Origin of the sequence: Methylomonas sp. LL1, assembly GCF_015711015.1 — a bacterium.
In the GTDB taxonomy this organism is placed as follows: domain Bacteria; phylum Pseudomonadota; class Gammaproteobacteria; order Methylococcales; family Methylomonadaceae; genus Methylomonas.
In genome coordinates this window covers 3,640,292-3,654,293 of the sequence record NZ_CP064653.1, presented here as the reverse complement: position 1 = coordinate 3,654,293, position 14,002 = coordinate 3,640,292, and the positions used below count along the sequence as shown (strand labels likewise).

Here is a 14,002-nt window from a genome sequence, read left to right as displayed (position 1 = left end):
GCGTTGAAGAAAAATTAGGGCGTTTAAGTAACCCGATGCCAGGTTCTACCATTAGCGATTACAAGGAAAATCAAACCTTACAGTAATGTGGGACACAAAGCCAAGATCGCAATCCTGCGGTTTTTCTCGCTCTTCCAGATAGCAATTTGCCTGGCGCCTGCGCCAAATACCGAGAGCTCCTACCTACCATTACAACCGCATACAAACAAGATGATATTTCCTATCGATCGATGCACGCTCGTAACTTCTTGATGCATCGAACATGAAAGCTCAGCTTCGCATGTGATTTCATATAAATGTTTTCACAAATCAATAGCTTACAAAAGTTTTCATGTTGCATTGCCGTCTTGCCTGCTCTAGAATCAAACCTGTTTCGGCTTAATTTTGAGCGCTTTCTAGGAGAAAATTTTATGACGATAGACTTAGATGCATTAATAAGCAAAGAACCCGTTGACAAGTTAAAGGCTTATAGAGATTGCTTAATCATTATGCTTCATTGTGCGCCATCGCTGCGTAAGAATGAAATGCTGAGCATCACTCCCGAAACCGTCGAAATTTGGCGAACTATGCATGATGGTACACGGCATTATTGCTGGCGTTATAAACCTTCAAAAATTCGAATGAATGCCGATGAGAATATTATTTTTATACCAGATGCTCTTGTACCTCTAGCGCAAAAAGCAATTAATCGACTACGAGAGCTATATTCAGAAAATCTAGTAAGAAACTATCTGAATAGATGCAATTCTGAGCCTGAACTCCGAATTGATTTTAGCAAGTATCGAAAGTCTTATGCAGAAGCGACCTTGAAAAACTGCGAGGACCTAAATTCAACAGCTATATTAGAATTCTTCAAATCTCTAGATCATAAAAATTTTTCGAAATATTACCTCTGATACGTGCTTTGATCTTGCTTCCCAAACACAGCAATATTACCCAGTTCTGCTAAAAAATTACTAACTGGAATAAGCCTGAGCGCATCGATATCGATACCGGCATGCATCACAAACCATTCGTCTTCAATTAGTCCTAGAACTGGCTTTTCAAAGGGATTGCCGGTCACGAACTTACAATAACTAATAATTGACAAATCCCACGTTTCCGGCGGAAACTCAAAATCAGGATCATCCACCGCCGTTTCGATAAGCATGCCGTACTCAGTTTTTTGAAACACAATCCGATCAGCAAAGTTTGCCAGAAAATCGTCGATTATTTGTAATTCAGCAGGATTCAATTTTATTTGCACCAAAAACATCTGGACAACATCAATAATGACGATCTGGATAGTCGGTTTTTTGGTTAACCATAGCTTAAAATTTTCATTTTTGGTTAACGACACTAGTGCATCAAATGTAGGTATAGCAATGACAAAATTATCAGTGCTTATCAGGTCAAGGATGTCAGGCGAAAGATTTCTCATGGTATTCAATATTCTACCCAAACGCGCATGTTATCCCCACTTCTTGTGGATAACTTTGTGACAAAGCAGTGACAGCCACCTGTAAGTTATCGCTGCACATCAGGAATTCTTAAATTGTACAAAAATTGGTCAACAGAAAATCTAGCCATCCTAAAGCCACCCGCAACCATAGATGAAGCCGTTGATCGTCTTTTATTGATTCTAACATACGAAGATCGACTGGCAATCGCCGGCATGCAGCAAGGCGATCTGATAGATTTGCACTTTACGCTTGGCTTGTCGATCCGCAATGCTTTTGGATTGTATGAACCTGGCAACCCTTTGCTGGCCGCTTGCGGATTTGTTGATCCCGACGATGCATCTCATATGATAATCGTCGAACTGTGGAACAGGTTAAACCAAATGAATGCTTAGCCGGTAATTACCAGCAAAAAAATGCATTAAGTCGCTATTGTTCCAAAGCAACGGCCGGCTCCCATCAAGACTACAACATTGTCCTAACGGATCCATTTATCTACAGATCGCAGCGCTTCGAAGAGAATACCCCAAAGACGAATCGGCAGCCTTTGGCTTTTAAAAAAATTAGGTGATGTGTTAGCCGACACCAAGTTTTACAAACCCAACCTTCCCACTTACTGCCTGATGTATTTTCAATCACGCGATGATCCGATCGCAACCGTCATTGATTCCAACGTCAACCTCATAAGGAATTCCGAATTCAAAAAACCAACTGTTTCAATTGGAATTTTGCATTAGATCAGCGACTTCCTGCTGGCCACCATGTCTTTTCAAACGGCTGCCCTAGTCAATAAGTTGCTCGCTTACCCTAAAAGAACTTACTCACCAGAGATAGTCAACAACAAAAAATCAAAATAACCAAAGCCTTAGTAAATTGGTGTTGTGCCAATCTATTGAAACAATGCAATTCATCAGCTCATTCAGTATCAAACATAAGCAATTCAGACGGTGCGATAGCTAGAACTCTAGCGAGCAGACAAATATTGCGCAGAGAAATATTTCTTTTACCCTGCTCCACATTACTTAGATAGGACTGCGCAATGCCACAATTTCGGGACAGCTGTTCCTGAGAGAAACCTCTCTCTTTGCGAATTTTAGTGAGACGACGTCCAAATAGAACGCAATCGTCAGGCTCAGGGTTGTTATGCATCTTTTAATGATACAAACCCGAACTTTATAATGTCATAGACTATAAGTTATAATTTCGAAAATTTTCGATTGCGCACAAGTTACAGTCAATTTGCAGCTGTTGGCTTGTGAACTTACCTTGGTAGCAAATCATGAAATCAAACGCACACCCATGTCTATCGCATCTAACCAAGCTTGAGATCAACGAACTAACGAAGCAGTACGACGCTGGCACTAAGATTACAGATCTAAAAAAGTTATTTAAACTCGACTGTGCAACTAACAATCTTTACCGCCTGCTTCCGCCATTAATACGAGATTCTGATCCATGCCCGAACTGCGGCGCTGCAATGACAAAGCCTAGGCCATCAAGAAATCATTTCATTGGTACGCATGCAAGAAAATCAACAGCCTGGAGATGCACGGAATGTAACCATATAGATGATCGTGATTGTTCTTGCGATTCCTGCCAGGATCGTGAATTGCGCCTGACAATCGCACCGGAAACTGTATGCAAAAGATATTCGCTCGATTATCCATTTCATCCGCACGATTTGACTCTCGATCAAGTAGTGACAGTTCTTGCGCTCGCGATTTGCACATGCCAAGAAAAATCAGATGGAATTTCAATAGAAGACAGACGCAGAATTAAAATACCTTTTGCGCCGGATGAGGTATATGGCGCTAATCTCATTAAAGAGTTATTGAGAACTAATTTAATTGTTAGATATCATAAACACGAAAATTTATTTTCGCTGGATGGCACTAGTCTTATTAACCAACTATCCAATACCTTTTCGTGGAACATGCCAACAAAACAACGTCAAGAACTTACAGATTCTATACTGAGGCACATTGAAGAAGAGAACCTTCCAGACCGCTGGGTGTGCCAAATATATAATATTGCGCATACTATAGCGATAGCAGAATGCTTGGCGTTTTACGAATGGAGTTCTAAGCAAAGGAAATTTACTGCATCTGCACGGCTATCAGTAACAGGGATGATAACTACATTACTTAATGACTATTCTGTATCACAATGCCAATATATAATTAGCGAAGGCGCAAAAGCGGCATCTGATTATTTTGTCATAACAGGCAGCAACTCTTCATCGGCCGCCGAGTACATGTTAAACCATTGCAAAAACTTAGGGAAAGAATCAAAATCAAGTAACATAGCGATTCCGAACAAAGAAAGAATCAGCTCATTACCTCGTAGCGTATTAAGTCATGTTTTATATAATTATTTTATACCGGACATCGATGGCTTCACCGACACTCTTGATAAGATACAAAATAAGTTCAAAACAATAAACTAATAAAAGGCCGTCGCATTCATTTAAGTAAATCACGTTATCCAATATCGGTGGCCAGCTCAACCGCACAATTTTTCGTGTTGCCCAAATACTCAACACTGTTACAGCGATTCATCAAAATCTGAACAATCCGATCATCACCTCGCTGTATCGCATATTGCATTGATGACCGGTCCTGATAGTCACGATGATCAACTTTGGAACCATACCTCATCAGTAGCTCCACAATTTGAGCATTTCCGCTGAACACTGCATGGAATAGCGGTGTTCGCCCATACTTATCTTCAACTTCAAGATTAGCGCCGTTCATGACCAATAAGCTCACAAGCTGGATATCGTGAAACGCATAAAAAATCGGCGTTGATCCATCACTATCGACAAGATTGACATAAGCGCCGTGCTTGATTAGTGCTGAGACACATTCAGCATGTGATTTGCATATTGCGTAAAAGATTGGGCTCCAAAACTTTTTATCAACTTTGTCACGCAAATCAACATCAGCACCTCTGCTGGCCAGCAAATCTATGCTTTGCCAAGCGTCGCTTTTAGCAGCGAAGAATATCGCTGATTGCCCATGTCTGTTTAGGGCATTCGGGTTTGCTCCTTTATCAATAAGGTAATCAATGCATTTGGTATAGTTGCGGCGCGAGGCGTAATGAAGCGCAGTGTTTCGTTCGTAATTGTCCGCGATATGGATGTCGGGGAGAGATTTTAAGATCGACAGCGCTGTTGGCTCTTTGAATTTCTTGAATATGTGTTCAAGCGGGGATTCGTTTTCGCAATCATAGATCCGTAAGTCGGCGTTATTTGCAATCAGAAGTTTGGCGATTTTAACTTTTTTGAGATATATTGCATATTGAATGGGGGTAAAACCATCCCAAGATTGGTTTATGTTTTCGCCTGAGTTGATGAGCGATTCAATTTCAGTGATGTTGAAGGCAAGGATTGCCGAAACTAATGAAGTTTTATGCATGACTAATTATTGGCAGAATAAAGATAATTATTATTATAGGCGGAACACTATATAATGATAAGAAACTAAACTATCAAAAACCGAATTTCATCTAAAAGAAATCAGAATAAATACTAATCTTAGTTTGTGCAACTTACATTGGCGGTATTTTGATATAACACAGTCAATACACTTAATAATTTAAGAAATAGTCAATTTAGGTGTATGCGAAGAGATCTGCCGTATGTTGTCTGTTTTATCCGAATCGAAATGACGGCAATGCTATCTTGAAAATGAATTCCATCAATCAGATACGGTGTCGTTTTAAACCTCATTTCTTACGCCAACTTTTCTCTTTGGTGATCACCAATTGGACACCAAGCTCATCAGGTATTGCGCCACACGAGTTTTGATGCGAGTTTTACTAAAGGCGAATCGTAGAAAAACTAGATTCGATTCGATTCGATTGGGTTGGGCGTGCGGATATGAATCGAGTGTTCAGCTGAAAAGTCGGAAAAGGCCAACAAATTACGAGTCTGTAAATCCAGTAACTCATTCATCCAGGATGCCTTCGACTCACGATAGCCGACCGATAATAGGGCTCACGAGGTTACTTTCGCTTTCAAATATTTTTAAAAACCTGATTTAAGAGCCTGTCTCGCCCAAGGATGTGGACAGCCCGTGGATTCCCTTACGGGACGTGTGCAGAAGGCATGGATAACGCAAAAAGCGCGTTACCCACCCCTTCTACACACTAATCCACCGCCTGACCACAACCTTGGGAGATAACATCCAAGCCATTTAAAGACGCGCTCCGCGCACAAATCACAACAAATTATATTTTTTTAATTTGCTTTATTTAGATAGACTTTGACAAGCACTTTGCTAAGTTCATTTTTTGGGATTTTTCGTAAAAGTATATTCGCGATGAATCCTTGTCCATGCGGTTACCTGGGCGACGCGTCCGGACGCTGTCATTGCACATCGGAACAGGTCTCACGCTACCGCGCACGCATCTCGGGACCTTTGTTGGACCGGATCGACATGCATCTGGAAGTACCGCGAGTACCCTTGGAAGTGTTACGCAAGGGTTCGCTGCAAGGGGAGGAAAATAGTAGCGAGATCCGCTGTCGCGTGATCGCCGCCCGAGGAATTGCTTATCAACGCCAAGGTAAAACCAATGCCTTGTTAAGCGCTAAAGAAATAAAACTATTTTGCACGTTGTCCGAAGCCGGTCATCAACTGCTGGAACAGGCTCTTGATCGATTCGGCCTATCTCATCGCGCCTATCACCGTATTCTAAAACTGGCCCGCACCATTGCCGACCTGGCCGACTCGAAAACCATCGAAATCCACCACCTTAGCGAAGCCATCAGCTACCGGAAACTAGACCGAACCCGGTAGCCAATACTTTGCTTCGAAAATTAGTTGGTGGTCAAACTATCCTTAATCACTTTTGGGGTAATGAACACCAACAGTTCACGCTTCGCCTCATCCTTGACGGTCTTTTTGAACATCCAGCCTACAATCGGCAAATCGGACACCCAAGGAATAGTACTGACAGAGGTAACAGCGTCCGATTCATAAACCCCACCTAGAACCACTGTTTCACCATCTTCAACCTGCACCATGGTCTCAACCTCGCGCTTATCAATGGCCGTAGTGTTTTGACCACCAGTCGTAACGGCTTGGCCTTGCGAATCCCTTTTGATATTCAGCGACATGATCACACTGCCGGTCGGCGTGATTTGGGGTATCACTTTCAACTCAAGCACTGCCTCCTTAAATTCAGTTTGAGTTCCGTTTTGACTGACTGTGGTATAGGGAATTTCTATACCTTGCTTGATGGTAGCAGGCACCCTATCTTGGGTCATAACTCTTGGATTGGATACCAACTCACCCTTGCCATCATCCTGAAGAGCGCTGATTTCAAGGTTCAGCAAATAATCGGCGCCTCGGGCCAGAGTCAAGGCCAGAGATCCGCCGCTGGAAGCCGCCAATGCCGTTCCCAAGTCCTGCAAGATTCTTGATGTATCAGAGCCGTCTTCAAGACCTTGGCCGTATGTATTATCCGGCGTATCCGAAAGCCCTTTTCCCCGCATTAAAAGCGCATCCCCACGCTTAATGACTCCAAACTTGGTACCAATATCTTGTGCGAAAGAAGTCGTGGCAATCACAATTCGGGATTCGATTAAAACCTGCCTGACCGCAACATCCAGCTTGGCAATCATTTTATGGATTTCTTCCAATTGTTTTGCCGTATCCTTCACAATCAAGGTGTTGGTTCTGGCATCGACAATCACTGCGCCTCTGGGAGAAATCAATCTTAAATCGCTGGCTTGAACCCCGGAACCACCCTGCAGTTGCTGACTACTCAATGTACTCCCGCTAGATGTGCCTCCACAACCACCTGAACTACCACCAGAGCCGCCCGAGCCCCCCTTAGTCGATTGAGTTAATGGACCGCCACCCTGATTAAAGTTACCTTTACCGACCAACACATTACAGATGTCGGTGGCGCGAGCATAGTTTATCTGGATGTTTTCGGTTTTTAACGGCTCCAACTGCTCATAAATTCGTCTAGCTTCCAGTTCTTTCTCTTCCAGAACTTTAATTTCTTCGGTCGGACCGACCAAAATCACGTTGCCGTTTTCTCTTTTGGAAAGACCGCGTAACTTCATCACCACATCCAACACCTGATCCCATGGCACGTCATTAACATGCAACGCAATGGAACCCGTCACCGAATCTGTCGTGATGATATTTACTTCCTTGCCTTCCTGGGTTTTGATGTGGTCGGCAAGAATCATCAACACCGCTTTGACGTCGATTTCCTGAAAATTCAGCGATAATTTGCTACCTATATAAGGTTGCTTTTCCCTGAGTTGGGCTTCTTTTTCCGCCGGAGTCAACGGCCTAAATTCGACGGTTAACAAGTTATCCGACTGGTATGAAGAATACTCATAATTCGGGTTACCGGGCGTAATCGTGATATTAACGCTTTCGCCCCTGGGTACCGCTTCAATGCTTTGAACAGGCGTAGCGAAGTCAGAAACATCGAAACTTTTCACCAAGGATTCCGGAATTTTGGTATTCAGAAAGTTCAAGACTACTTTTCCGGCACTTTGTTTGGCATCAACCACGGTATTGGGGGTTGATAAACCTAACAACAAACGACCTTCTCCGTTAGGTCCGCGTCTAAAATCAATACTTTTGATAGCTTGTTCCGGTAGAAACCGACTCAGTGATGTTTCCTTTGCGGCACTGGTTTGCACAATTTTATTGACTGCGGCAACCGCTCCGGCGGACTTCAATACAACATAATATTTGTTACCGTCGAGCTTAGTTTCGTAAGGCACTTTTTCAGTCAGGTTAATCACTACCCTGGTCCGTCCCGATGCCTCTACCACATAAACCGTATTTGCCGCCCCCTGATTAATCGGAAAACTTTTTTTTGCCAGATTGCTTTTTACACCCTCGAAATCCAGGGCAATTCTGGATGGATTGTCGGTCTGAAATACTTTTGGCTCGGTAACGGGACCACTCATTTCCAATTGGATCTGTAATTGATTCCCGGCCAGGCTGGAAAACTCCAGATTATTGATCGTCGCTTCCTCCGCAGCCACCGAGAACACCTGTAAAGTTAACATCAACATTAACAGCCATCGGAGAGAAAAATGGTCTCGTAAGTTCATCATCATTTTGTTTTGCTTAGTACTCATGTCTATAACCTTTTTTACTCAACCAATGCTAATGTTGCTTGTTGTTCGCGCCAGGTTCCCGGCTTATCCGGTACGATTTCCATCAATTCAATTTTATCTTCGAGTATGCGGATGATCTTGCCGTAATTCTGCCCCATATGGTTGCCTACCCGGACGCTATGAATGGTACCGTCCTTGGCCTTAACCAAGCCCCATAATCCCTGTTGATCTTTCAGGGTTCCAACCATTCTGAGCGTATCGAGCGAAAAAGCTTCCAATTCTTCCTTTCTGCGCTCGGTATCGGGCCTGATGCCGGTAACCCCGGAAACGTCCGGATTGGCTTCATCGGCGTTTAGCTCCGTCGGCTTAAAAGGATCCCGTAAACCCTCGGGCTTAAAAACAAAGGTTTCGACAATTTTATTTTCCGGCAGGGGTTCAATGGCACCCTTCGGGCGAGCTTTGACATCTTGAATGTATTTAGTCAAATCACTGACGTCATCACCACCGCAGCCACTCATCACGCTCAGCATAACAACGCATACAATAGTCAACGCTTGATTAGGAGTCCATGAGCTGTACTGAATTAACATCACTTACCTCCCTTTTTTCTCGGCTTACCCGTTTCTTTCTTTTTCGGGACATTTTCCTGGTCGCCTTCGTTATAGGTTTTTATAACGGCGGACATGGTCAAAATACCTGATTTATCTGAAGCACTTGTTTTATCGCCTTTAGGCGGAGCAATATTGACATTATGCACGGTAACGATACGCGGCAGAGAAGCCAAACCGCTGACAAACAGGCCCAATTCTTCATACTTGCCAACCACCTGTATGTTAATCGGTAGCTCCGAATAAAACTCTTTACGAATTTCCGCGCTGGGTTGAAACAACTTAAATTCCAATCCACTGGCTAAACCGGTCTGAGAGATATCGACCAATAAGTTGGCCACCTCGGCCTTGGTAGGCATTTGCTTCAACATTTCACCCAATGAAGACTCGATCAAAGCCAATTGGTCACGATAATCCTGTAGATTGATGGCCTTTTTTTGTTTGGTTTCAAAGGAGGTTTTTAGCGTGCTTTCTTCCTTTTCCAACACTTCAAGCTGATCAAGCTGGGGGATGGTTATGTAATACACATTTGCCGCCACAACCAAAAGCGACACAATCAATCCGGCCGCGATTTTTATCGGAGTAGGCCAGCTGCCCGCGGAATTGATATCCCAATTCACTTCAGATAGGTTCATTGCGCCGCCCCCTTCTGATCATTAACGGCCTTTTTCCCCTGTTTGGCCGTCATTGAAAAATCATTCATTTCACCACTCTTTTTGCCTTGGCCTTTTATAACGCCCAAAACCGGACTGTTAAGCCAAGGTGAATTGTCGATGGCCCGCATTAATGCAGAAACCCTGGCATTCGACTCAGCCTTACCATCCATCGTTAACGCGGTATCGATCTGAGTAAATTTTGTCAGATAAACCCCTTCGGGAGTCGATTTGGCCAACTCGTCAAACAAGTGCACAATTTCCGGCCGACTCTCCTGCAACTTTTGAATGACATCGATTTTAGTAAGCAGCCTATTTTTTTTATCTTCTATATCCTTAATTTCCGCGATTTTCTTATCAAGAACGGCAATTTCACTCTTCAACATTGAGTTTCTGTGATCTTGGTGCTCTTTCATCCCTTCTATAAACAGATAAACCAGAACCAAAATTAAGGCAGTACCCAAAACGCCCGCACCAATACCGGTTACAAAATCTTGTTGCCTTTTTTTACGCAGTTCTTCACGCCAAGGAAGTAAGTTAATTTTTGCCATTAATCAAAACTCCTTAACGCTAAACCGCAAGCAATCATCATGGCAGGCGTATCGTTACTTAAACTCTGGGGCTTGACTCGATTGGATAGCGCCATATTGATAAACGGATTGGCGATATACGAAGGAATGCCGAGATCACGTTCGACCAACTTGTCCAAACCGGGGATAGAGGCACAGCCTCCCGCCAAAATCAAGGCATCTACCCCGCGATTGGCGCTCGAAGACACAAAAAACTGAAGCGAGCGGGCGATTTGTTGCAGCATGGCCCTTTTGAAAGGTTCCAACACATCGGGAATATAATTATCGGGCAACCCACCGTGACGCTTTGCCAATCCCGCTTCTTCATAGGAAAGCCCATAGCGGCGTTGAATTTCTTCGGTAAGCTGTTTGCCGCCAAATCCTTGTTCACGCGTGTAAATGGTTTTGCCTTCGTACAAAATATTCAACGCGGTCATGGTTGCGCCAATGTCGGCAATGGCGACGGTTTTATTTTCGACTTTTTCAGGCAATTGGTCGGCAAGCAAGGTAAAAGCATTTTCCATGGCAAAGGCCTCCACATCGACGATGGCGGCTTTCAAGCCGGCATGCGCCAGCGCCTCAACCCGGTCTTCGATATTTTCACGCCGAGATGCGGCCAACAACACGTCCAGCATCTCCGGATTGTTTTTTGAAACCCCTTGCACCTCAAAATCAAGATTTACTTCATCCAGTGAATACGGAATGTATTGATCTGCCTCGACCATGATCTGCTCTTCCATCTCGGCATCATTCAAGGATGCCGGCATGGAGATTATTTTGGTCATGACCGACGAACCCGCGACAGCCACGCAGGCGCGTTTGGCACGAGTACCGGATTGTTTGACTGCGGCTTTTATCGCATTACCGATTAACTCAACATTGGTAATGTTTTTGTCGATAATCGCATCCTGCGGAAGCGGCGCTACCGCATAGCTTTCGACTTTGAAGCGGGCGCCGGTTTGACTTAACTCCAATAATTTAACCGCTGCCGTACTGATATCGATACCGAGCAAAGCGGACTGATTCCTGTTAAACCAGCTCATGAATGAAACCTATTGAATCGTGAAAACTTAAAATGGGTCCGCGGCGCATTCAACCAAGCCTGCGGATTCCAGCTAGGTGGGAAGTATAGTTAGATTTTGTAATTTTCACAGCCCAAGCATTTTTTAAATACAAACTTTAAGTTGTTCCCGCTAACAAAAGCAGGTATTTTGGCTAGCAATACGTAAACCAACTTTAAACCCGAACCCTGTGCCAATTAGGAAAGAGTCCAAACCCAGACGGTTGATCAAAACGCTGTTTAAGTGGCTTGCCTTTATTTTTTTCACGTTTGCCCTTGGTTTGATAATTGCCTGCTATTTTTTCATTCTTGAGTTGAGCAAGGAACTGCCCGACATCGGTCAGCTTGAAAATGTCCAATACCAAACCCCCTTGAGCGTGTACAGCCAGGACGGATTGCTGATCGGGCAATTTGGCGAAAAACGCCGTATACCCATTGCAATCGGCGAAGTGCCACAACTGCAAATCCGTGCTTTTCTGGCCGCCGAAGATGAACGCTTCTACACTCATCCGGGGGTGGACTATAAAGGATTACTGCGGGCGGCTAATCAGCTTATTGCAACCGGCAAAAAACGGCAGGGCGGCAGCACCATTACCATGCAAGTCGCGCGTAATTTCTTACTGAGCAAAGAAAAGACTTTTTTACGTAAATTAAAAGAAATCCTGTTGGCTCTGCAAATCGAACAGCGTTATTCAAAAGATCAAATTCTCGAGCTTTACCTGAACAAAATCTACATGGGCCAACGCGCTTATGGCCTGGCCGCCGCCGCGCAAACCTATTACGGAAAAAACCTGAACGAACTAAAACTCTATCAGCAGGCCATGATTGCCGGCCTGCCCAAAGCCCCATCGGTTTATAATCCTATCGTTAACGCAGACAGAGCACTGGAAAGACGTAACTATGTATTACGCCGCATGCTGGAATTGAATTACATCAAATACAACGAATACAATCAGGCACTCAACACAGCCGATGACGCTACCATCCAGCCGACCAATATCCAATTCAACGCGCCCTTCGTTGCCGAAATGGCCAGACAGGAACTGGTGGACAAATATGGCGACGATGCCTATACCCTCGGCCTCAAAGTCTACACCACGGTTCCATCCCGTTTGCAAACAGCCTCGGACCGTGCCGTACAAAGCGCCTTGCATCAATACGACGAACGCCACCACTACCGAGGCCTGCCGCATAAAAAGTTTAAGCCGGGCAATATGCTGCCTGCCCTACAAACCTTGGGCGATTGCCGGCAGGCTGTAGTTACTTCGCTGTCGGCCACCGGAATTACGATTAAATTGCCGGACGATTCAACTGCATCACTACCTTGGCAAAACATTCCTTGGGAAAATTTAGTTATCAATAAAACCCGATATCAAGACAACAAATTTTCCTTCATTCAGCCCAACGATATAATTTGGGTCAGACAACTAGCCGATCAGTCCTGGGCCTTAAGCCAAATACCAGCGGCCGAAGGGGCGTTTGCCGCGCTCAACCCCGTTAATGGCGCCATCTTAGCCATTTCCGGCAGCTTTGATTTCAATCGCAGCAGTTTCAATCGCGCCACGCAATCCCGACGCCAACCTGGCTCGGGCTTCAAGCCCTTCATATACACGGCAGCCCTGGAGAAAGGCTTCACTCCGGCCAGCATCATTAATGACGCTCCGATCGTGATCGAAGATCCTTCGCTTGAAAACGATTGGCGTCCGGAAAACTACACCCGCAAATATCTAGGCCCTACCGCATTAAGGGTTGCGTTGCGCCAATCCATCAATCTCGTCTCTATCCGGTTATTGCAGGACGTCGGTATTCCATATGCGTTGGAGACTTCCATGCGATTTGGCTTCTCCCGCGAACAACTTCCCACAACCTTATCACTGGCGCTGGGCAGCGGTAATGCGCCTCCTTTAAAAATGGCTGCCGCTTATGCCGTGTTTGCTAACGGTGGTTTTTTAGTGAAACCCTATTTAATCGATCGCATTGAGGACCATACCGGCAGCGTGTTATTTCAGGCCAATCCGGAAACGGCATGCCTGGATTGCCAGGACGACAATCAATCCCTTCGCAAGCCCGCGCCACGGGTCATTTCGGAAAAAACTCATTTCTTGATGAATAGCCTGCTGCGTGACGTGGTTGAGCGCGGCACGGCCACCCAGGCTAAACAAGTGCTGAACCGTAGTGATCTTGCCGGTAAAACAGGGACTACCAATGAGCAACGCGACGCCTGGTTTAATGGTTATACCCATAATATCGCCGCCTCGGCCTGGCTGGGCTTCGACAATTCACATTCATTGGGAAAAGGGGAGACGGGCGGTAAGGCTGCCTTGCCTATGTGGATAGAATTCATGAAAACCGCGCTCGAAAACATCCCGGAAACACAATTGATCCCGCCGACCGGCATTGTTCAAGCCTATATCAATCCTAGGGATGGATTATTACTAGCTCAAGATAACAAAAATGGGCTATGGGAATATTTTGCCGAGGAAACGGTACCGAAGGTATATTCAGCCCCGAAACAACCCGAATTTGAACTTGATGGAGAATGGTATCAAGAAGCGCTGTTCTAAGACAATATCCGAG

Annotated in this window: 13 protein-coding genes and 1 pseudogene; 5 read left to right on the top strand and 9 right to left on the bottom strand. The window is 44.7% G+C overall.

Annotated elements, in window-relative coordinates; translation table 11 throughout:
* Positions 1–410: 410 nt before the first annotated feature.
* Complete coding sequence (locus tag IVG45_RS17065; protein ID WP_196434994.1) at positions 411–896, top strand: hypothetical protein; 486 nt, start codon at positions 411–413, stop codon at positions 894–896.
* On the opposite strand, the gene IVG45_RS17060 is transcribed toward IVG45_RS17065, so the two are convergent.
* Complete coding sequence (locus IVG45_RS17060; RefSeq protein ID WP_196434993.1) at positions 887–1,429, bottom strand: hypothetical protein; 543 nt, start codon at positions 1,427–1,429, stop codon at positions 887–889. The genes IVG45_RS17065 and IVG45_RS17060 overlap by 10 nt on opposite strands.
* Before the next feature lie 105 nt (positions 1,430–1,534).
* Between IVG45_RS17060 and IVG45_RS17055 the strand changes: the two genes are divergently transcribed.
* Positions 1,535–1,834 carry a DUF6794 domain-containing protein gene (locus IVG45_RS17055; RefSeq protein WP_196434992.1) on the top strand — a complete coding sequence of 100 codons (300 nt, stop codon included), beginning with the start codon at positions 1,535–1,537 and terminating at the stop codon, positions 1,832–1,834.
* A 520-nt stretch (positions 1,835–2,354) separates the two neighbouring features.
* Here IVG45_RS17055 and IVG45_RS17050 read toward each other — a convergent pair.
* On the bottom strand, positions 2,355–2,588 hold the full coding sequence (locus IVG45_RS17050) for a helix-turn-helix domain-containing protein (protein WP_196434991.1): 234 nt from the start codon (positions 2,586–2,588) through the stop codon (positions 2,355–2,357).
* Positions 2,589–2,718: 130 nt separating this feature from the next.
* Between IVG45_RS17050 and IVG45_RS17045 the strand changes: the two genes are divergently transcribed.
* A complete protein-coding gene (locus IVG45_RS17045; RefSeq protein ID WP_196434990.1) occupies positions 2,719–3,885 on the top strand; it encodes a hypothetical protein in 1,167 nt (388 codons plus the stop codon).
* A gap of 34 nt (positions 3,886–3,919) precedes the next feature.
* On the opposite strand, the gene IVG45_RS17040 is transcribed toward IVG45_RS17045, so the two are convergent.
* A complete protein-coding gene (locus tag IVG45_RS17040; RefSeq protein ID WP_196434989.1) occupies positions 3,920–4,855 on the bottom strand; it encodes an ankyrin repeat domain-containing protein in 936 nt (311 codons plus the stop codon).
* 897 nt (positions 4,856–5,752) lie between these two features.
* Between IVG45_RS17040 and IVG45_RS17035 the strand changes: the two are divergent.
* Positions 5,753–6,238: pseudogene (locus tag IVG45_RS17035) on the top strand (ATP-binding protein); the annotation flags it as partial.
* 20 nt (positions 6,239–6,258) lie between these two features.
* Here IVG45_RS17035 and pilQ read toward each other — a convergent pair.
* From pilQ to IVG45_RS22710, 6 genes are all read right to left on the bottom strand, one after another.
* The gene (gene pilQ / locus IVG45_RS17030; RefSeq protein WP_196434988.1) at positions 6,259–8,556 is read right to left on the bottom strand and encodes a type IV pilus secretin family protein; all 2,298 of its coding nucleotides are present in this window, start codon (positions 8,554–8,556) and stop codon (positions 6,259–6,261) included.
* A gap of 14 nt (positions 8,557–8,570) precedes the next feature.
* Positions 8,571–9,125, bottom strand: a complete 555-nt coding sequence (locus IVG45_RS17025) for a pilus assembly protein PilP (protein ID WP_196434987.1) — start codon at positions 9,123–9,125, stop codon at positions 8,571–8,573.
* Positions 9,125–9,778 carry a type 4a pilus biogenesis protein PilO gene (locus IVG45_RS17020; protein ID WP_196434986.1) on the bottom strand — a complete coding sequence of 218 codons (654 nt, stop codon included), beginning with the start codon at positions 9,776–9,778 and terminating at the stop codon, positions 9,125–9,127. The genes IVG45_RS17025 and IVG45_RS17020 overlap by 1 nt, the downstream gene beginning before the upstream one ends.
* Complete coding sequence (locus tag IVG45_RS17015; protein ID WP_196434985.1) at positions 9,775–10,347, bottom strand: PilN domain-containing protein; 573 nt, start codon at positions 10,345–10,347, stop codon at positions 9,775–9,777. Before IVG45_RS17015 ends, IVG45_RS17020 begins: the two co-directional genes overlap by 4 nt.
* Positions 10,347–11,408, bottom strand: coding sequence for a pilus assembly protein PilM (locus tag IVG45_RS17010; protein WP_196434984.1), 1,062 nt, complete (start codon positions 11,406–11,408; stop codon positions 10,347–10,349). Before IVG45_RS17010 ends, IVG45_RS17015 begins: the two co-directional genes overlap by 1 nt.
* A 193-nt stretch (positions 11,409–11,601) precedes the next feature.
* Positions 11,602–11,784: a hypothetical protein gene (locus IVG45_RS22710; RefSeq protein WP_230874626.1), complete on the bottom strand. Its 183-nt coding sequence runs from the start codon at positions 11,782–11,784 to the stop codon at positions 11,602–11,604.
* An 18-nt stretch (positions 11,785–11,802) separates the two neighbouring features.
* Here IVG45_RS22710 and IVG45_RS17005 point away from each other — a divergent pair, with 18 nt between their 5' ends.
* Positions 11,803–13,989: a penicillin-binding protein 1A gene (locus tag IVG45_RS17005; RefSeq protein WP_230874857.1), complete on the top strand. Its 2,187-nt coding sequence runs from the start codon at positions 11,803–11,805 to the stop codon at positions 13,987–13,989.
* The last annotated feature ends 13 nt before the right edge of the window (positions 13,990–14,002 follow it).

Excerpts from the sequence above, each read along its gene's own strand:
- IVG45_RS17065 (WP_196434994.1), top strand. The coding sequence starts at position 411 with ATGACGATAGACTTAGATGCATTAATAAGCAAAGAACCCGTTGACAAG.
- IVG45_RS17050 (WP_196434991.1), bottom strand. The coding sequence starts at position 2,588 with ATGCATAACAACCCTGAGCCTGACGATTGCGTTCTATTTGGACGTCGT.
- IVG45_RS17045 (WP_196434990.1), top strand. The coding sequence starts at position 2,719 with ATGAAATCAAACGCACACCCATGTCTATCGCATCTAACCAAGCTTGAG.
- IVG45_RS17040 (WP_196434989.1), bottom strand. The coding sequence starts at position 4,855 with ATGCATAAAACTTCATTAGTTTCGGCAATCCTTGCCTTCAACATCACT.
- pilQ (WP_196434988.1), bottom strand. The coding sequence starts at position 8,556 with ATGAGTACTAAGCAAAACAAAATGATGATGAACTTACGAGACCATTTT.
- IVG45_RS17025 (WP_196434987.1), bottom strand. The coding sequence starts at position 9,125 with ATGTTAATTCAGTACAGCTCATGGACTCCTAATCAAGCGTTGACTATT.
- IVG45_RS17020 (WP_196434986.1), bottom strand. The coding sequence starts at position 9,778 with ATGAACCTATCTGAAGTGAATTGGGATATCAATTCCGCGGGCAGCTGG.
- IVG45_RS17015 (WP_196434985.1), bottom strand. The coding sequence starts at position 10,347 with ATGGCAAAAATTAACTTACTTCCTTGGCGTGAAGAACTGCGTAAAAAA.
- IVG45_RS17010 (WP_196434984.1), bottom strand. The coding sequence starts at position 11,408 with ATGAGCTGGTTTAACAGGAATCAGTCCGCTTTGCTCGGTATCGATATC.